16 protein-coding genes and 2 pseudogenes are annotated in these 16,952 nt (G+C 58.8%); 9 read left to right on the top strand and 9 right to left on the bottom strand.

All coding sequences use genetic code 11. From position 1 onward, the window contains the following. Positions 1-97 (top strand): annotated as a pseudogene (locus KHO23_RS35285) (DUF2182 domain-containing protein); the annotation flags it as partial. A gap of 97 nt (positions 98-194) precedes the next feature. On the opposite strand, the gene KHO23_RS30935 reads toward KHO23_RS35285, so the two are convergent. The 3 genes and pseudogenes from KHO23_RS30935 to KHO23_RS30940 all read right to left on the bottom strand — a co-directional run bounded on the left by KHO23_RS30935 (position 195) and on the right by KHO23_RS30940 (position 1,587). After that, complete coding sequence (locus KHO23_RS30935; protein WP_211616282.1) at positions 195-446, bottom strand: hypothetical protein; 252 nt, start codon at positions 444-446, stop codon at positions 195-197. Between the two features lie 82 nt (positions 447-528). Continuing rightward, positions 529-679, bottom strand: a pseudogene (locus KHO23_RS35290) (DsbA family oxidoreductase); the annotation flags it as partial. Between the two features lie 476 nt (positions 680-1,155). Continuing rightward, positions 1,156-1,587: a hypothetical protein gene (locus KHO23_RS30940; RefSeq protein WP_211616284.1), complete on the bottom strand. Its 432-nt coding sequence runs from the start codon at positions 1,585-1,587 to the stop codon at positions 1,156-1,158. Positions 1,588-1,734: 147 nt separating this feature from the next. Between KHO23_RS30940 and KHO23_RS30945 the strand changes: the two genes are divergently transcribed. The 3 genes from KHO23_RS30945 to KHO23_RS30955 all read left to right on the top strand — a co-directional run bounded on the left by KHO23_RS30945 (position 1,735) and on the right by KHO23_RS30955 (position 6,314). Next, complete coding sequence (locus KHO23_RS30945; RefSeq protein ID WP_211616286.1) at positions 1,735-1,872, top strand: hypothetical protein; 138 nt, start codon at positions 1,735-1,737, stop codon at positions 1,870-1,872. A 177-nt stretch (positions 1,873-2,049) separates the two neighbouring features. After that, entirely contained in the window at positions 2,050-3,633 is a 1,584-nt protein-coding gene (locus tag KHO23_RS30950) for an EAL domain-containing protein (protein WP_211616288.1), read from the top strand. A gap of 380 nt (positions 3,634-4,013) precedes the next feature. Further along, positions 4,014-6,314, top strand: a complete 2,301-nt coding sequence (locus KHO23_RS30955) for a putative bifunctional diguanylate cyclase/phosphodiesterase (protein WP_211616290.1) — start codon at positions 4,014-4,016, stop codon at positions 6,312-6,314. Positions 6,315-6,342: 28 nt separating this feature from the next. Here the strand turns inward: KHO23_RS30955 and KHO23_RS30960 are convergent, their stop codons facing one another. The 3 genes from KHO23_RS30960 to KHO23_RS30970 form a co-directional block, all read right to left on the bottom strand. Beyond that, a complete protein-coding gene (locus KHO23_RS30960; protein WP_211616292.1) occupies positions 6,343-6,735 on the bottom strand; it encodes a nuclear transport factor 2 family protein in 393 nt (130 codons plus the stop codon). A gap of 67 nt (positions 6,736-6,802) precedes the next feature. Continuing rightward, the gene (locus tag KHO23_RS30965; RefSeq protein WP_211616294.1) at positions 6,803-7,558 is read right to left on the bottom strand and encodes an SDR family oxidoreductase; all 756 of its coding nucleotides are present in this window, start codon (positions 7,556-7,558) and stop codon (positions 6,803-6,805) included. Positions 7,559-7,625: 67 nt separating this feature from the next. After that, on the bottom strand, positions 7,626-8,027 hold the full coding sequence (locus KHO23_RS30970; protein ID WP_211616296.1) for a nuclear transport factor 2 family protein: 402 nt from the start codon (positions 8,025-8,027) through the stop codon (positions 7,626-7,628). Positions 8,028-8,254: 227 nt separating this feature from the next. Here KHO23_RS30970 and KHO23_RS30975 point away from each other — a divergent pair, with 227 nt between their 5' ends. Then, positions 8,255-8,908 (top strand): TetR/AcrR family transcriptional regulator, encoded by a 654-nt coding sequence (locus tag KHO23_RS30975; protein WP_211616396.1) that lies wholly within the window; start codon positions 8,255-8,257, stop codon positions 8,906-8,908. A gap of 143 nt (positions 8,909-9,051) precedes the next feature. Here the strand turns inward: KHO23_RS30975 and KHO23_RS30980 are convergent, their stop codons facing one another. Continuing rightward, positions 9,052-9,960, bottom strand: a complete 909-nt coding sequence (locus KHO23_RS30980) for a LysR family transcriptional regulator (RefSeq protein ID WP_211616298.1) — start codon at positions 9,958-9,960, stop codon at positions 9,052-9,054. 196 nt (positions 9,961-10,156) lie between these two features. Here KHO23_RS30980 and KHO23_RS30985 point away from each other — a divergent pair, with 196 nt between their 5' ends. Beyond that, positions 10,157-10,903, top strand: a complete 747-nt coding sequence (locus tag KHO23_RS30985; protein ID WP_211616300.1) for an SDR family oxidoreductase — start codon at positions 10,157-10,159, stop codon at positions 10,901-10,903. A gap of 107 nt (positions 10,904-11,010) precedes the next feature. On the opposite strand, the gene KHO23_RS30990 is transcribed toward KHO23_RS30985, so the two are convergent. Next, positions 11,011-11,469, bottom strand: a complete 459-nt coding sequence (locus KHO23_RS30990) for a response regulator receiver protein (protein WP_211616302.1) — start codon at positions 11,467-11,469, stop codon at positions 11,011-11,013. Between the two features lie 577 nt (positions 11,470-12,046). Then, positions 12,047-12,811, bottom strand: a complete 765-nt coding sequence (locus KHO23_RS30995; RefSeq protein WP_211616304.1) for an SDR family oxidoreductase — start codon at positions 12,809-12,811, stop codon at positions 12,047-12,049. A gap of 139 nt (positions 12,812-12,950) precedes the next feature. On the opposite strand from KHO23_RS30995, the gene KHO23_RS31000 reads away from it, so the two are divergent. The 3 genes from KHO23_RS31000 to KHO23_RS31010 all read left to right on the top strand — a co-directional run bounded on the left by KHO23_RS31000 (position 12,951) and on the right by KHO23_RS31010 (position 16,797). Beyond that, positions 12,951-13,865, top strand: a complete 915-nt coding sequence (locus KHO23_RS31000) for a LysR family transcriptional regulator (protein ID WP_211616306.1) — start codon at positions 12,951-12,953, stop codon at positions 13,863-13,865. Positions 13,866-14,023: 158 nt separating this feature from the next. Next, on the top strand, positions 14,024-14,425 hold the full coding sequence (locus KHO23_RS31005) for a hypothetical protein (protein ID WP_211616308.1): 402 nt from the start codon (positions 14,024-14,026) through the stop codon (positions 14,423-14,425). Positions 14,426-14,778: 353 nt separating this feature from the next. Beyond that, on the top strand, positions 14,779-16,797 hold the full coding sequence (locus KHO23_RS31010; RefSeq protein WP_211616310.1) for an alkaline phosphatase family protein: 2,019 nt from the start codon (positions 14,779-14,781) through the stop codon (positions 16,795-16,797). Positions 16,798-16,952 lie beyond the last annotated feature (155 nt).

Here is a 16,952-nt window from a genome sequence, read left to right on the forward strand (position 1 = left end):
CGTTTTCGTGGAAAAAATCCTGCCCGGCGGTGAGCGTGTCGGCCGCGTGCTGGGCGTCGTGCTGATCGCCTGGGCGGGCGTCACCCTGCTGGTGTGATCGGCTTTTCTCTTTGCCGCTCGGCTACGCAGCCGCGGGAAGATTCAGCGCGTAGTTGCCGGTATCCAGGTTGGCGGTCGTGGTCGGGAAGCGACCTTTATGCGTGACCCGTCACGAACTTTTTCGTCGCGTGATAGCCGTGCTTCGTTGCATCGGCAACGGCATGGCCAGCCGTCTTCGCACCATGGCCGACCGCGTGCGTGGCATCGCGCACAGCATGCCCGGTTTTCTTTCCGGCCGTTTTGACGTCGTTCTTGAACTCGTGGGCACCTGTAGCCAGGCTCGCATGAGCCAGCGGGCTGAGCACGGCCAGCACGAACAGGATGATCGAAATTCTCGTCTTCTTCATCACGCTGATTCTCCCACTCCAGAAATGCCACACTACGCTTCGGCCGAATCTGTTGGATAACCTGCTCGAAGGTTTCGACGGGCTATCCGCCGCTCACAAGATAGCGATGGTTGAAAATGATTGCCGGCATCCGACTGGATGCCCATCGCCTGGTATCGCCGCTCTTCCGCACGAAACTCATCGGAGTCGTCTCCGCTTTGCAGCACGTCACGTGCCTCTGCGGCGTTGAGTCCCGCTATCACCTTCGTTCCGTAAATCATTGCTGCCGAGCGGAAAATGCTGTGCGTCAGGCAGATCTAGGCTGCCGAATTGAAACTGTTCATTTTGGCGCCGATTGTAGCCGGTGGCCGCATTCTGATTCGCAACGAAGTGTGTCCGAACGTAACCGGTCGGACACAGACATTTGATTAGTTTGCTAATGGCGTTTGCGTGTTCGCCTTGGTGTGGCAGTTGGCATTCGCCCTGAGCGCCATGAACTACCCCGACTGGGTGGACGATGTGTTCTCAGCAATTCGGCAAAACCCGTCAGGTCTGGCTGCCGCCGCTCCGTTCGGGGCGGCGATTGGCCCCTTGTGGCTGAACCCTATCGCGCGACGACGGGCTCAGCGCGACCCACAAGAGGCTAAGGCCACTTGGCGAAAAGGCAATGGGGTGCACGGCGAGGCGGTGTAGGTCATCACTGGCGAGCGTGTGTTCGGCCTTCGCGCGATCAATGGTACGTCGTTGTAGACGACTGCAGCTTCGTTAGCACGCCATGTTGGAATCGGAACCAGCCTTGAGCGCTTTGCATCACGACTTCATCGCCTTGCCAGAACACGCGCTTGACCGTTATGCGCTTACCCGAGCGTTGCACAAGTGGCGGCTGGTGGCGAAAATCGTACAGCACCGGGCCGGCATCAGTCTGCACAAGCGTGCGCGTGACACTGTCATTTGCGTCGCCGACGTCATCGAAATGCGTGAGCGCGCTCGCACTGAAGCGATCGAAAATCTCCTTGTCGAGCATCCCCGCGAAATCGCGGTCGACGCGCACGAATTGCAGGTTACCCGAGGGCGTGAGGAGCGGGCCGGAGGCGTTGCTTTGCGCATGAACGCAAGTCACGAAAGAGGTAGCTGCAAGCGCAGCGAGAAGCAGTCGTCTCATGTTTCCTTTTAGATTCAAATGCCTGGTTCACATCCCGCATCGAGAACATGCAACCCGTCGACATCGCCAGGAAGCGACATCGCCGCCCTGACGGGCGACGGGGTGAAAGTGAGTTTGCCAAACCGCTTTAACCGGAAAGAGGCAATCATGAACTATAGCGGCATTGACCTACATTCAAACAACAGCGTGCTGATCGTCGCTCGAGATGTTCGAGAAACCGACTGCCTGGCCGCGCCCGTTGATCCCGCTAGCCTGGCTGGTGTTGCCAGGCATCAAACAAATTGATCGGCTGTTCATATTCACCTCCGAGCGAATATACGATGCACAATTCAAACGCATTGAAAAAATAGCTCCAGATACTATCCTGCAGGCTGGCATCGCATTTCCATGCGTTCGGCCCTGAGCATGCCGCACCTCTAGTGCGAAGTCTCCCCTACGGCTATTCACGACGGAACTCGCGAGATGATCAAGCGGCTGTCGCTTATTTCTGCTTCTGTCGCACTGGGCTGCGTAGCGACGGTTGTCCCGGTACTGACCAGCATCTATATCGCCGACGAAGATGCGGAACGTCGCGAGCAAGCGGATCTGCAGCAGTTCGCCGCGAAAGCCGTGATGCGCACGGAGCTTGTCACCTACCAGGCATTTACCGCTATCGCGGACATGAAGGCTGCGCCCGGCGGTCGATGCTCTCCCGCGCATATCGCGCAGCTTGCCCGCGTGGTTTTTAATTACCGGTATGTGCAGGACGCGGGGACATACGGCGACGGGCAATATTTATGCTCACCGCTTCTGGGCGACGTTCGGGCGCAGCATCTGACGATGCCTCCGCCCGATTGGCGGAGCAACGACGGCTATCTGGTCTGGTACAGGCAGAAGAATCCTCTCAGCGACGAGCGCCAGGATATTCAGATTGGCCGCGATGGAAATTATGTCTCGATCGATCCGCAGTCCTACGTCGATCTTATCGACCCCGCCCGGAGACCGATCGCAGCGATCAATGTCGAGACGAATACAATCCTCGCGCTGTCCCCCGGCGCGGACGGCGACGATATGCTCAACGCATGGAAGCTGGCTGGGCAAGTGAACGATGAACAATGGCACTACGCTGTCGCCCGTTCGCCAAGCCGGCCCCTTGGGGTGGTCGTCAAAGCTCCGCGTAGCAGCCTCGTGGGTCACTGGCCGGGTTTGCTCGTCATGTGGCTTTCGATTGGCGTCCTCACGGGAGGTGTGCTTGGCTGGATTGCGTTCAGGCGAATCTCTCGGCAACTCTCCTTTGCAGCGACGCTCGAATGGGCCATTGCACGCAAGAGAATCGACGTGGTCTTCCAGCCGATCGTCCGTCTTGCGAGCGGCGAATGCGTTGGCGTGGAAGCGCTCGTCAGATGGAACTTGAACGGGCGCAACATCTCGCCGGAAATCTTTGTCGCGGTCGCGGAGCAAAACGGCCTTATTCAGCAGTTGACGGACCTGGTACTGGACAAGACGATCGACGAGCTGTCGAAGCTCCTGCGCTCGCGTCCTTCGTTCTATGTCTCTATCAACGTGAGCAGCGAAGATTTACGGACGCGCCGTTTCCTGGACGTTATCACCGCCCGGCTGGGGGGAACCGGCATCCTCCCTGCGCAGGTCAGAATCGAAGCAACAGAGCGAAGCTTCATGGATGCCGACGCAACGCGGCAGACGATCACGGCATTCCGGGACGCGGGTCACCCGGTCTATATCGACGATTTCGGGACCGGATACTCCAGCCTTTCGTATCTGCAAACCTTTACGATCGACGTCCTGAAGATCGACAAGTCATTTATCGACACCATGGCACAAGATGCGGCATCCAGTATCGTCGCGCCTCATATCATCGAAATGGCACACGAACTGGGGGTGGAAATCGTGGCGGAAGGCGTCGAGCGCGATGTCCAGGTCGAATACCTGGTACAGAGAGGCGTCCAGTATGGACAGGGCTGGCTGTTTGCCAGGGCCATGCCTGTCAGTGAACTTATTTCCTGGCTAACCGAAAGCAGATCGACGCTTCAGCCGGTCAATCAGTAACCCGGTCATCAGAATCGCGGGGTGCGCCGACGCGGCCACCCTGTGTCAGCCAGGTAGAAAACTATCGAGGCAGGACGTAAAGATTGTTCCATCCGTGTCGATATATAGCTTGAAGTGCCGCCTCATCGTGTGGCAGATTGGCACTTGTCTTCCGGCTTATACATGCAGCATCGGGCTCACCAGCTCAGCCGAGAACAGCACATTGTTCAAGTCATTGTTAAACGCGGCTGACAAGGTGCACAACGCCAACGAGCGGGCTGAAATCCGATGGTCGCATGTTCCAGCGATGATTCAGGAGTCCGGTGACGGTAAGCAACGATTCCTGACAAATTGATGGCTGATCTGAAAGCAGGCCGGGCGCAGACGTAGTCCGGAAGACCATGATTCGAATCACGCGTTCCCTTCTGGCAAAACCGACCCTGTTTATTTTCGCCGGGATTGGTATCACGCTTGCCACCACCGGCGTCACGGCAGTCTCGCTGTATCAAATGAGACTGGACGCAATGTCACAGGCACGCGACGCTGCGCAAAACCTCGTGCTCTCCCTGCAAAAAGAGACCGAGCGTAATCTCGACATCTGCCAACTTGCCATGCGTGATGTCGTGACTACGATCGAGACCCCCGGCATTCTCAAACTCACTCCCGATGCCCGGCAGCTCGTCGCTTTCAGCGCGGCAAGCAATGTCAGGGAACTGGGTGTGATATTCGCGGCAGATGCTGCCGGCAACAGCGCCCTCGACTCCCGCGGGGCTCCGCCGATCAAGTTCAATGTGCGTGATCGCGATTACTTTCAGGTTCAACAACAGCAGAAAGGCGCGGGCTTGTATCTCAGCAAGCCGTTCGTACCTCGCGCAAGCAATGCTGCGCAGCCGTCGATAGCACTGAGCCTGCGCCTCGATGATGCAAATGGCCACTTCGCTGGCATTGTTGCGAGTACGCTCAAGTTAAGCTATTTCCACCAGCTATTCGAAGGCGCGATACTCGGCGATCACGGAACCCTTACGCTTTTGCGCACAGACGGGACTGTCCTGATGCGGCAACCGTATCACGGGGACCATATTGGCAGCACCCTCGCCGGTGGACATTCCTTTCCGCCTCTCGTGCAATCGGATCACGGAACCTATGTCGACTTTGCGGTGCTAGACCACGTCGAGCGCCTATACAGCTTCAGGCGGATCGGGAACTATCCACTCGTCGTGGTCGTTGGCCTCGCGACTGAGGATATCTACGCCGGGTGGCGTAAGCGGGCGTTTGCCATTGGTTTCGTTACGGCCATACTGGATGCGCTGACCATCATGCTTTCGCTGATGTTCAGCGGACAATTGCGGATGAGATTCGCCATGGAGCGTCAGTTGCAGACGCTGGCATGGTTCGATGCCCTGACCGGCTTGCCCAACCGGGCACAACTCAACAAGGAAACGCTCGGTATCCTGGCGGACGCCAGCCGGAGTTCGTCACAGTTCGCGATTCTGTTCATTGATCTGGACCGTTTCAAGCGTGTCAACGACACGCAGGGCCATTCTGCCGGTGACGAAGTGTTGAGCGAAATCGCGCGGCGTCTCCGGAATTGCGTCCGGGGTGAGGACGTGATCGGCCGCCTCGGTGGAGATGAGTTCCTGGCAGTACTGCGAAATTGTGACGTACACAGGGCAGCTCACGTAGCTGGACGCATCCTGCAAGCCCTGTACCAGCCTATCACCGTCAACGCAAAGTATGACACCAGCATCACGCTCAGTGCGAGCATCGGCGTCTCGCTGTATCCCCATGACGGGCAGGACGCCGATACCCTGCTGCGTAACGCAGACATGGCGATGTACAAGGCGAAGAGTACGGGACGTAACCAGGTGCATTTCTACGCGCCAGTGTATGAGCGTCAAGCCAAAGAACAGCTCGAACTGGAAATCGCGCTGCAGCGAGCCTTGCAAGGGAGTGCACTGAGCGTCGCCTACCAGCCCAAAGTCGACGTGACGGGAACACTGCATGGCGCCGAAGCCCTGGTTCGGTGGAACGACGAGAAACTGGGCGTCGTTCCGCCGGACCGCTTTATCGCCATCGCAGAAGAAAGCGGCCTGATTGCAGAACTCGATGATTGGGTGCTGGACGAGGCCTGCCGTCAACTCGCCGAATGGCGCACTGAGGGTATCGATATACCGAACATATCGGTGAATGTCTGTGCTGCCGACTTCAAGCGTCCGCACTATCCGGGCTTTATCGCGCGCACCCTGAAAGCCCATGGCCTCGCGCCTGAGAACCTGATCCTGGAAATGACCGAGCGAGTCATGTTTGATGAGTCGGTCGATGACATTCGCACATCGCTCGATGCGATACATGCCCTCGGCATAGCTCTGTCAATAGATGACTTCGGTACGGGCTACTCGTCCCTAAGCTATCTGCACCGGTTCCCTGTCAAAGAACTGAAAATCGACAAGAGCTTTGTGCGGGGTATCGGAGCCGATGCAATGGCCGAATCTCTGGCACAGACTGTCATTAACATTGGCAACGTGCTGAAGTTGAGTGTCATCGCAGAAGGTGTGGAAACGCAAGCGCAGCGCGACTTTCTCCATCACCACGGCTGCCTTATGTACCAGGGATATCTGTATTCGCCTCCGTTGACACCAAAAGAATTTGCGCGGTGGGTAGAGGCACATCGGCAACAAACACCTATCAGCGAATCAGGCTAGCCGACATTCGTCGATAGAGACAACCGGCTCACTCAATTCGCTCGACAAACTGCGTACGATCAAACGGAGCGTCGTATGGCTCTGGCCAGAACTCGACCATCCGGGTGATTTTGCCGCGTTCGACCGTAAAGAATGAGATTGCTCTTGCGTGCAGGGCGCCATCGGTTACAAACACGTCCGACACCGCCTCATTCCCACCGCCGACGAGACGATTGACCGTGAAAACCCACGGTCCTTGCGCCGGGTATTCAGTGTTGAGCCGAGCAAAATTCGTCGCGCCCCGGATACGCTCTTTCGATTGAGGCCACTCAAGGACAAAGTCCTCCGCGAGAACCGCTTCGACGGCGTGAAAATCGTTTGTGGCCATAAGGCGCCAAAACTCTTGAACCACTTGCGATGCGGTCTCGGGGGAAGTAGTCATGATGTTGAGTGCAAAAGGCAATTATCTCTGGAAATTGACCTGCGTCACCCATCCCGCAGGCACGCATTCATCCGCCGAACACTTCCAGCATCTGCGCATTCAGACCATTGACGAAAGCGTGCTCGCCGGGTCCCGGGTTCTCGCGGAACTGCTTCGCGCCTTCAACCAGAACTTCATCCACATCCGTTCCGAGGACCGCCATTGTTTCTTCGATGAAGGGCTCAAGCGGCATCGCCTGTTCGGCCTCGCGGCTGTTCATGAGGTCCGTGCGCACCCAGGGCGGTGCAATCTCGAGTACGCGAACCTTCGTATTTTGAAGCATGAAGCGTTGCGAAAGGATGTATGAATGCAGCGCCGCCTTGGTCGACGAATACACCGCCGTCACAGCCAGCGGAACGAACGCAAGGACCGAGCTTGTGTAGGCGACGACAGCGTCGTCTTTGGTCTTGAGATGATCGATCAGCGCCGACGTCATGCGGATCGGGCCCATGAGGTTGGTCGTAATAGTCGACACCATCAGCGCGTCGTCGATGTGGCCGCCCGCATGGTCAGCCTGCATGACCCCTGCGTTGTTGATCAGCACGTTGAGATCGGGATAATCCGCGATCAGTTGGGCCGCAACCTTCGCGATGCTGGCCGGATCGGTAATGTCGAGCTCGATTGCCGTCATGCCGGGATTCGCCGCCACCACTTCGTCGAGATGGCTGCGCCGGCGGCCGCTGATGATGACCTTGTTGCCGCGCTTGTGAAGCGCCTCGGCAAGCCCGCGGCCAATGCCCGAACCGCCACCCGTAATGAAGATCGTGTTTCCGTTGAGTTTCATGATCGTTTTCCTGTTGAAAGTCAGGTGCAACTTGGCGTTGTTAGTGCTGTAGGTAGGATTGAAGTGGTCACGCGGGGAACCGGTCGCCGAACATCGGCAGGCCGCTCGCGGATTCGGCCCTGGTCGCTTCGTCCTGAAGGACGTCCCAGTGCTCGACGAGCTTGCCGTCTTCGAAACGGATAATGTCGGCTGCAATCCACGCAGCGGGCCTGCCGATCCCGGAGAAGCGGCCGTGGGTGATGACATAGTCGCCGTCGGCCACGATCAGCTGATTCTCATAACGCACGCCGTCAGGCAGCGTGCGAACCAGGTTGAACAGGCCGTCGCGTCCCGGGGCGATATGGGCGCTGTGCTGAATGTAGCGGTCGGACCAGAAGCGCTCGGCTGCAACGTAATCGCGGTTGTTGAACAAGGTGTCGAATGCTTCCAGCGCGAGCGCCTTGTTCTGTTCAGGGGTTGTCTTCGTCATGTTGAGATCCTGTTTGCAGATTGAGGTAACGACGCCCGCAGGCGTCAGATAGCCGTTGTGCCCGCTGCTACCTGGACGTTCAGGCAAAGAAGGCTATACTTAAGACAATGGTGAATGACATTGTCATTGAAATGGATTGTGGGCGCCCGCCCCATCGATGTCAATGGTGATCGACATTGTATTTTTCGATGGATCTAATTGGGCCGCTATCGGCCGAAGGGGGAGAAGTGGGTGTTTCCAGGCAGCAGGCGGTTGAAAATCGGCACGCAATCGTGGCAGCCGCCGAGAAGCTGTTTCGCGAGCGCGGTGTCGATGCGGTCGGGCTCGCCGAACTGATGAAGGCGGCGGGCTTTACGCAGGGCGGTTTCTACAACCACTTCAAATCGAAAGACGCGCTAGTCGCCGCCGTGATGCAAAAGGCGATGGAAGAAGGTGGGGAGGATTTTGACTCTCGAATCGAGAACGCCCGGTCAGACGAAGCCGACCCCGTTAAGCGAAACATTCAGTGGTACCTGTCCCCCGAGCATCGCGGGAGTATCGATGCGGGTTGCCCGTTGTCGGGTTTTGTAGGCGACGCCCGCCGGCTCGGCGACGTGGCGCGCGGTTCTTACGCGGAAGGTCTCGCGTCGATCCTCGAACGGTTCACCAAGATCTTCGAAGAGACCGAGGGGAGCAGCGAAGGCAGCCGCAAGAAGGCGATCAACCTGTTCAGCCAGATGGTCGGTACGCTGCTGCTTTCGCGTGCTGTTGCCGACGTTGACCAGGCGCTAGCGGATGAAATTCTTGACGAGGGTCGCCAGCATCTCCTTGCCGCCGTGGACACCCAACCCGGCGTTCAATCGCGCGAAGGCTCGCGCCGACGGAAGCCGGCACGCACATGAACAAATGAACGCAACGCCGTGGAGTTGACCTGTCGCCGCCTGGCTCAGCAGCAGGAACCGTTGCGCCGATCGAAACGTGGCGCTCGATAGCTCGCAGTAGGCCGTGCCAGGCTTCACCCTCACCGGCCGGCTAAAAACACCGCTTATGGCAAACCGGCGTTCGCCCATTCGCGCACTGCCTGCGAAAACAGTCGCAGCGCCGCCGGAGGGTGCCGGTTGGCCGGGTAGTAAAGGCACAGGCCAGGCAGCGAAGGACACCACTCCGGTAGCAGACGGACCAGCCGCCCCGACGCCAAATGATCGACGACGTGATAATCCGGGACCCAGGCAATACCAATCCCGGCCAACGCCGCGTCCACCATCAGGCTCGTATTGCCAAGCGTCATTGGCCCAGCGACGTCGATACTGGCGTTACTGCCGTGATGCTCGAGTTCCCAACGGTACAACGCGCCGCTCGTGAACCGGAACCGGATGCAGCGATGCTGGGCCAGTTCCTGAGGTGTCGTGGGAGCCGCGTGGCGAGACAGATACTCGGGGGACGCCACTGCGGCGAATCGCAAGTCGGGCCCGAACTGCACGGCGATCATGTCACGCGGCACGTCTTCAAGAATCCGTATCCCGGCGTCAAAACCGTCGGCCACGATATCGACAAGCCGCGTATCGACAACGATCTCGACATGGATGTCTGGATAAGCGGCCAGAAATGCTGGGAGAACGTGAAGGATCAACGGCCGGGCTCCGGCCTCTGCCGCGCTGATCCTGATCGACCCAGACGGCCGGTTGCCTGCCGATGCGACCTCGTTAATACCGTCCTCCAGATCGGCAAGCGCGGGACCCACGCGCCGCAGCAGATGTTCACCCGCCTCAGTCAATGCCACCGAACGGGTGGTCCGGTTAAACAACCGCACATTGAGACTCTCTTCGAGATTTCGCACCGCATGGCTGAGCGCGGGTGGCGAGACACCCAGCGTTCGCGCCGCCGCGCGGAAACTTCGATGTTCAGCAATGGCGATGAAAGCGGTCAGCTCGGATAGTCCGGCGCGCAGTTTCATAGATGAATTTTCCTTAACACCCCGTGAAATTCTACGTTCATTGTTAAGTATCAAACAACAAACTAGTATGCAATGAAACGCTCGTCGGCTGCCTTTCGCAGCGCGCCGATGGTCCTGACATCAATGACCCTCTCTACACTCGCTCACGCCGTTGCCCGGCGAGAGCCGAGTTCGCGCGGGTCCAAAGGAAAAGCATATGGAAACGAATATCGAAGGAAAGATCGTCGTCATCACGGGCGCAAGCAGCGGATTGGGCGAAGCGACTGCCCGCTATCTGAGCGCGCGAGGTGCCAAGGTTGTATTGGGTGCACGCCGCGCCGAGCGCATTCAGGCGCTCGCGGCCGATCTGGTCAGCAATGGTGGTCAAGCGGTCGCGGTTGCGACTGACGTCACCCGGCACGAAGACGTCAAAGCACTCGTCGACACCGCGGTGCAGACGTTCGGTCGCGTGGACGTGATGATCAACAATGCCGGACTGATGCCGCACTCGCCGCTCGAGCGTCTGAAGATCGACGACTGGGACCGGACCATCGACGTCAATATCAAGGGTGTGCTGTACGGCATCGCGGCGGCGTTACCGCACATGAAAGATCAGAAGAGCGGCCACATCATCAATGTTTCATCGGTCGCCGGCCGTACCGTGCGGCCCAGCAGCGCTGTCTACGCGGCAACCAAGAGTGCCGTCCTGATGTTGTCCGAGGGGTTGCGCCAGGAGGTCAAGCCCTATGACATCCGCACGACTGTCATTTCTCCAGGCGCGGTGGCGACGGAACTCCCGAGCAGCGTGACCGAGCCGGATGTGGCCGGTTTCATCAGCAAGTTCTACGAGCAATACGCGATTCCCGCCGACTCGTTCGCGCGCGCGGTCGCTTTTGCAATCAGCCAGCCTCCAGAGGTCGACGTCAACGAGATCCTGTTCCGGCCCACGCGCCAGGAAGGCTAAGGATTGCAATCGTTCGACGGATCGTGATTCGAGGTGAATGGCACTCCCGAAGCCGGATAGGTCGGATAGGATTCCGAAGTATCGTTCCCCGGCAGAGGCTCGCGAGGTTAGTGACCGTCGGACAGGAGACGACAACGTCTCTCAAGCATATCGACAAGCCGCCAAACCGGACACGGCCTGCAACATAGGCCGTCAAAGCCAATCTGTTTCATATCGATCGGGGTCTCTTCAGGCGAGATATCCGTCAGCGCAATCATCAGAACACCGCCGAAGGCGGCGTCGTTCGCCGCATGCCGGACGAGCCGGAAGTCATCGGCATGACACAGGTGCGTGCCGATCAGCAAGGCGCGCGGCTTCCAGTGCTCCAGCATCAGTTCCAGGTTTTCCATCGTCGACGTGGCTACGGCGATAAAACCTTTCAATCTCAGCAGCAACGCTATCGATTCCCCTATCGATTTTTCGGCATGGGCAACGATCACGCTTTGAGAGTCGACTGCACTGGTGGGACGCTTCAGACGCCACAGGGCGAACTGCCCCTCGTCTTCATGCGGCGTGCGCTGGGTCATTTCGGACAGGTCCTCAGTCCACTTTGGAGTGACTGCTACAAGCAACGGGAGTCGGACCGCAGACATAGCTTCGGTTCAGCCGGGTTGGAGGATGATTTCACATCGCTGGACTGTCGTCTATGCCGATCATTGCCAGTTCGCTTAATTTATTTTTCATGCGGACGCGCGGCCCTGTGTGGTTTTTTCGCGACTTCCATTCGACCCAGAATCAACTGCGGGCATGTCCTGCAAGCCTCTGCGGGGCGACTGAATGCTTCATACAAAACACCCGATTTGCATCCGTAGCGAGCTTGGATAGCATGAAGAAACACGTCAGCGTCCCCAACGTTCGGCGTGTGTGTTTGTTAGCCGCAGCATCGTCTGCGGCTTTTTTTATCCGGTAACAATGACGTGCGCCAACGTGCTGTTCAGAGAATTATTCTCCGGCACTTTTTTCGCATTGAGAGCGTTGCTGAAATGAACCTGTGAGCGGCTGAAGAGAGCCGTACACCGGCACACGATCCGCTCACTCGATGGCAATCACCGAATCATCAGCGGAAAAGAGCCGTTGCACTTCGCCCGCGCGCCGCCTCACCATTCACGTACGCGTAATCGACGCGCCGCCATCGACTAGCGAAGCGGTTCCGGTCACGAAGGACGAGTCATCGGACGCGAGATACAACACCGAGCGGGCAAGTTCTTCTGGCCGCGCAACGCGCTTGAGGGCGTGCAACCCGGTCACGAACGCCTGTGACTCGGCTGAGTCGTTCATGTCGCGATACATCGGTGTGTCTACCGCGCCAGGCAGAATGGCGTTGACGCGTACGCCTTGCGGTCCATACTCCGCGGCAAGCGCCTGCGTCAGCCCGATCAACCCAGCTTTGCTCGCAGCGTAGGCCGCGGTGCCCGGGAACGCGAACGAATAACCAACGAACGTCGACGTGAAGATGATTGAGCCACCGCCTTGCTTCAGCATTTCGGGGATCTGGTGCTTCGCACCCAAAAAGGCGCTCGTCAGGTTGGTCGCCAATGCGGCCGACCAGCCAGCCTCCGACACACCTGTTGTCGGACCCATTTCGCCCAGGGTACCGGCGTTGTTATAGGCGATGTCAAGACGGCCGAAGCGGCTGACGGCAAGCGCGACCAACGCCTTCGCAAAGTCCTCTGACTGCACGTCGCCCGCCAGAAACGCCACCTCGCCGCCTTCGCTGACGATCTCAGAAGCGAGCGTTTCAAGTTCGGCTTCGCGACGTGCCGCGATCACCACCTTTGCCCCTTCCGCGGCAAACAGTTTTGCCGTAGCACGGCCAATTCCCGCACTGGCACCGGTCACGATGGCGACTTTTCCTGTCAAGCGTTGCATGTTCAATCTCCTGCTGCAGTTTGTTGGCCAGTGCCCAATGCCTTGGTCCGTGAGAAGCACTATAGGCTTCAGCCACAAACCCAGAAAGGCACAAAACATGGGTATATCATTCAGCTTTTGTGAATGATCGAGAACACACATGGATCGGCTGCGCGCTTTTGAAGTCTTCGTGACCGTGGTGAGCCGCGGCAGCTTCACGCGCGCAGCCGATGCGCTCGAGACGTCGCCCGCCAACGTGACCCGCTACGTGAACGAGTTGGAAGCGCATCTCGGCACGCGCCTGCTGAATCGCACCTCACGCAGGCTTTCTCTCACCGAGGGCGGCGAGACCTTTTACGCCCGCTGCAAATCGATCCTCGAGGACGTCGCCGAGACGGAGGGGCTTGTGTCATCCACGTCGGTCGATCCGCGCGGCCGACTGCGCCTCAATGCGCCCGTGAGCTTTGGGATTCTGCACCTGGCGCCGCTATGGCCCGCGTTCATGCGGAAATATCCCGAAGTGGAACTCGACGTGGCGCTGATTGACCGCGTTGTCGATATCGTCGATGAAGGCTACGACCTCGCGATCCGCATCTCGCACGCCGGCTCGACCAGCCACGCAGCCCGCAAGCTGGCGACATCGAGAAACATTCTTTGTGCGTCGCCTGACTATCTGGCGCGTTCCGGATATCCCGCCGCGCCCGCCGATCTGATCGAGCATCGATGCATCGGCTACTCGTACGCGGCCACCGGCGACGAGTGGCAACTGATCGACAGTGAGCGCAAGGCGCACACCGTGAAGGTCGACTGTCACATGCATACAAATAACGGCGATACGGCGCGCGCAGCGGCGCTGGCCGGACAAGGCGTGATCTGGCAACCCACGTTTCTGGTCGGCAACGACCTGCGCGCCGGCACGCTCGTTCAAGTATTGCCGGCGTATCGTTTGCCTGACATCGACGTACTCGCTGTGTACCCGAGCCGGCGGCACCTGAGTGCCAAGATACGCGCGATGATCGATTTCCTGGTCGATGCATTCGGCGACGTGCCGCCATGGGATAGGGCTGACGCGTGACCGCTCGTCAGACTAGCCACGGCGACAACACGCTTAACGCTCGAAAAAGACCCGGACTGGGCACCCTGGCTGCCCGACCTTCGACGCAACGGCCCGCAGCCATCGCGCAAGATCCCATTACAATCCACTACTTCGATCCGACAACGATAATTTGCGCTATGAAATACCTCCTTGCATCGACACTCGCGGCGATCATCGCGACCGTGAGCACGGCCGCGACAGCCCAGGCATCCGGGAGCAGCGGTACACCCACACCGCAGTGCGCCATTGGGTATGTCACGGGCGTCGGTGGCTCGGCGCAGAGCTTTCGTGAATACCTCGCCACGCCCGATAGAGACAAGTATCGCTTCATTGCCGACAACCCGATCCAATGCAAGATCTCCGACGAAGGTCGCGCGTCCGGATGTACCGGCGTTACAGACCTTCGGCGTGAAAAAGTCAGCGTGTACGACGACGTCGACAGCACGACGATGGCTGTCGTCGCGCGCGTGGAGCTCGAGCACGGGACATACCCGGTGATTATCGTTGTGCGAAAGCAGGACGTGAAATGCGAAGAGTGAACAGCTTCCTCCAAACAGATCAGTCATTCGACTGACGCTCGCCGGTCAGAATCATCCGCGCAGAATCTCCTCATGGCGTCGTTCACCGGACGCCTGTTCAAAGGGCAGATGGGTGCTGGATCCATCAGCCCGCCGCACCTCAGCCCCCCTTCGCAAGACTTCGAAAGGCATACGTCAGGTGCGTCACATGACTCACGCGGCTCGGACATTTTTCCAACGCATGGTGGACACACAGCAAGCCTAACTTTCTCTCCGATGTAACGCGCGGTAATACAAAGCAACGCTTGGCAAGCAACGCATTGCGCTTGCAAGCGCTCGGTGTGCCCTGTGTCAATCCCCGTTTGGAGAGATTCATGAAGCGTATTGATAACGTCCCACGAAGACCCGTCCTGCAGGCCCTTCTAACGTGCACCGCAGCTGCATTAGCGGTCGGTGCCGCACTCTACCCTTCCATTTCCACCAGTCAGCAGACCGACGCCGCGTCCATTCACACGGCCTCGCCGATCAAGCATGTGATCGTAATCGTGGGCGAAAACCGCACCTTCGATCATGTGTTCGGCGCCTACACCCCGCGAAGTGGGCAAACGGTATCGAATCTGCTCTCCAAAGGCATCATCACGCAGGACGGCAAACCGGGGCCCAATTTCGCGGTAGCCGCACAGTACACCGCCACGGCCGACACGCCCAACCGCTTCGAGCTGAGCCCTTCCGGCAAGAAGCCCTACACCGTACTGCCGGCACCCAACACCGGCTTTGTGGCGACCGCCCCGAGCGACACCAGCCCTCCGCCCTTCGCAACCCTTGCGGCGGCTCAGGCTGCTGAAGGGTCGGCACTCGAGCCACAGGACGTCGTGCGTCTGACGACCGGCGCGTCGGGTTTGGCGCAACAGGTACCGGATACACGATTCGGCACGAACACCTTCAATCTGCCGAACGGCCCGTATCAGATTTCGCGGGTGGGTCCGAACTACGATCAGTACATGAATAGCCCGGTGCACCGCTTCTATCAGAACTGGCAGCAGTCGGACTGTAACTTCTCGCATGCAACCTACGACAACCCGAGCGGTTGCAAAATGGACCTGTTCGCATGGGTCGAAACGTCGATCGGTGCCGGCTCGAACGGCAAGCCGCAGCCGGCCAACTTCACCGACGAGACCACAGGAGAAGGATCGACGGCACTCGGCTACTACAACGTGAATACCGGCGATATGCCCTATTTCACCGAACTCGCGCGTCAATTCACGATCAGCGACAACTATCACCAGCCGGTGATGGGCGGCACGGGGGCGAACAGCATCATGATCGGTACGGCTGACGCGCTCTACTACACCGACAGCAACGGTCACGCCGCAACCCCTCCCGCCAATGAGATCGAAAATCCGCATCCGCTGGCAGGCACCAACAACTGGTACACGCAGGACGGTTACTCAGGCGGCACCTACAGCAACTGCTCCGACCCGAAGCAACCCGGGGTAGGCGCGATCCGCCACTACCTGGGCACGCTGCCCTATAACCCCGACCCGAACTGCGCGGCCAATACCTACTATCTGCTCAATAACTACAACCCGGGCTATAACGGCGACGGCAGCGTGAACACGAGCAGCGCCTTCACGATTCCGCCTTCACCGGTGCGCACGATCGCGGATTCGCTGCTGGCGAAAAACATCTCGTGGAAGTATTACGGCGAAGGCTGGAAGACGTTCGTCAGCACGCCGTCCACGAGTGTCTATTGCAACATCTGCAATCCGTTCCTCTACGAAACCGCGGTCATGACCAATCCGGCGCTTGTCGCCGCGCACTTGCAGGACACGACCGACCTCTACGCGGATATCGCGGCCGGAACGTTGCCGGCCGTATCGTTCGTGAAGCCGGGCGGTCTGCTGGACGGTCACCCCGAGTCGTCGAAGTTCGGCCTGTATGAGGCGTTCGTGCACAAGCTTGTGAATGCGGTCCAGACCAATCCGAAGCTGTGGGCGTCGACGGCGATCCTGATCACCACCGACGAAGGCGGCGGCTACTACGATTCCGGCTACATCCAGCCAGTGGATTTCTTCGGCGACGGTCCGCGCATTCCGATGATCGTGGTGTCACCGTTTTCTCGTGGCGGCCGCGTGGTGCATGAATATTCGGATCATGCGTCGATCGTCAAGTTCATCGATCGCAACTGGTCGCTGTCTCCGATCACGAAGCGCAGCCGCGACAATCTGCCGAACCCGGTGCAGCTCCCAGGCAATCCGTACGTACCGGTTAACTCGCCGGCCATCGGAGATCTTTTCGACTCGTTCCAATTCGACCGGGACCAGGACCAGGACGGTCATCACAACGGCAATGGAAAGGGTAATGACGGTGGGTTCGGCTGGTGGCCGTTCTGATAAGACTCGAATAATCAGTTAAAGCAAGTGGCAAATTCCGCGGCACGGCGCGTGGCTGTGTCGCGGAATCCAGCTTTGATCAGAAGCGACGCACGTTTGATCTGAAATCGCCCCTTTTGTCGCTTGTCCGCCGTGACGGGGTAGGTCAAACTGTC

Source organism: Paraburkholderia haematera, from assembly GCF_905220975.1.
In the GTDB taxonomy this organism is placed as follows: Bacteria; Pseudomonadota; Gammaproteobacteria; order Burkholderiales; family Burkholderiaceae; genus Paraburkholderia; species Paraburkholderia haematera.

Excerpts from the sequence above, each read along its gene's own strand:
- KHO23_RS30965 (WP_211616294.1), bottom strand. The coding sequence starts at position 7,558 with ATGAAACTCAACGGAAACACGATCTTCATTACGGGTGGCGGTTCGGGC.
- KHO23_RS30970 (WP_211616296.1), bottom strand. The coding sequence starts at position 8,027 with ATGACGAAGACAACCCCTGAACAGAACAAGGCGCTCGCGCTGGAAGCA.
- KHO23_RS30985 (WP_211616300.1), top strand. The coding sequence starts at position 10,157 with ATGGAAACGAATATCGAAGGAAAGATCGTCGTCATCACGGGCGCAAGC.
- KHO23_RS30935 (WP_211616282.1), bottom strand. The coding sequence starts at position 446 with ATGAAGAAGACGAGAATTTCGATCATCCTGTTCGTGCTGGCCGTGCTC.
- KHO23_RS30995 (WP_211616304.1), bottom strand. The coding sequence starts at position 12,811 with ATGCAACGCTTGACAGGAAAAGTCGCCATCGTGACCGGTGCCAGTGCG.
- KHO23_RS30945 (WP_211616286.1), top strand. The coding sequence starts at position 1,735 with ATGAACTATAGCGGCATTGACCTACATTCAAACAACAGCGTGCTGATC.
- KHO23_RS31010 (WP_211616310.1), top strand. The coding sequence starts at position 14,779 with ATGAAGCGTATTGATAACGTCCCACGAAGACCCGTCCTGCAGGCCCTT.
- KHO23_RS31000 (WP_211616306.1), top strand. The coding sequence starts at position 12,951 with ATGGATCGGCTGCGCGCTTTTGAAGTCTTCGTGACCGTGGTGAGCCGC.
- KHO23_RS31005 (WP_211616308.1), top strand. The coding sequence starts at position 14,024 with ATGAAATACCTCCTTGCATCGACACTCGCGGCGATCATCGCGACCGTG.
- KHO23_RS30940 (WP_211616284.1), bottom strand. The coding sequence starts at position 1,587 with ATGAGACGACTGCTTCTCGCTGCGCTTGCAGCTACCTCTTTCGTGACT.
- KHO23_RS30990 (WP_211616302.1), bottom strand. The coding sequence starts at position 11,469 with ATGACCCAGCGCACGCCGCATGAAGACGAGGGGCAGTTCGCCCTGTGG.
- KHO23_RS30955 (WP_211616290.1), top strand. The coding sequence starts at position 4,014 with ATGATTCGAATCACGCGTTCCCTTCTGGCAAAACCGACCCTGTTTATT.
- KHO23_RS30980 (WP_211616298.1), bottom strand. The coding sequence starts at position 9,960 with ATGAAACTGCGCGCCGGACTATCCGAGCTGACCGCTTTCATCGCCATT.
- KHO23_RS30960 (WP_211616292.1), bottom strand. The coding sequence starts at position 6,735 with ATGACTACTTCCCCCGAGACCGCATCGCAAGTGGTTCAAGAGTTTTGG.
- KHO23_RS30950 (WP_211616288.1), top strand. The coding sequence starts at position 2,050 with ATGATCAAGCGGCTGTCGCTTATTTCTGCTTCTGTCGCACTGGGCTGC.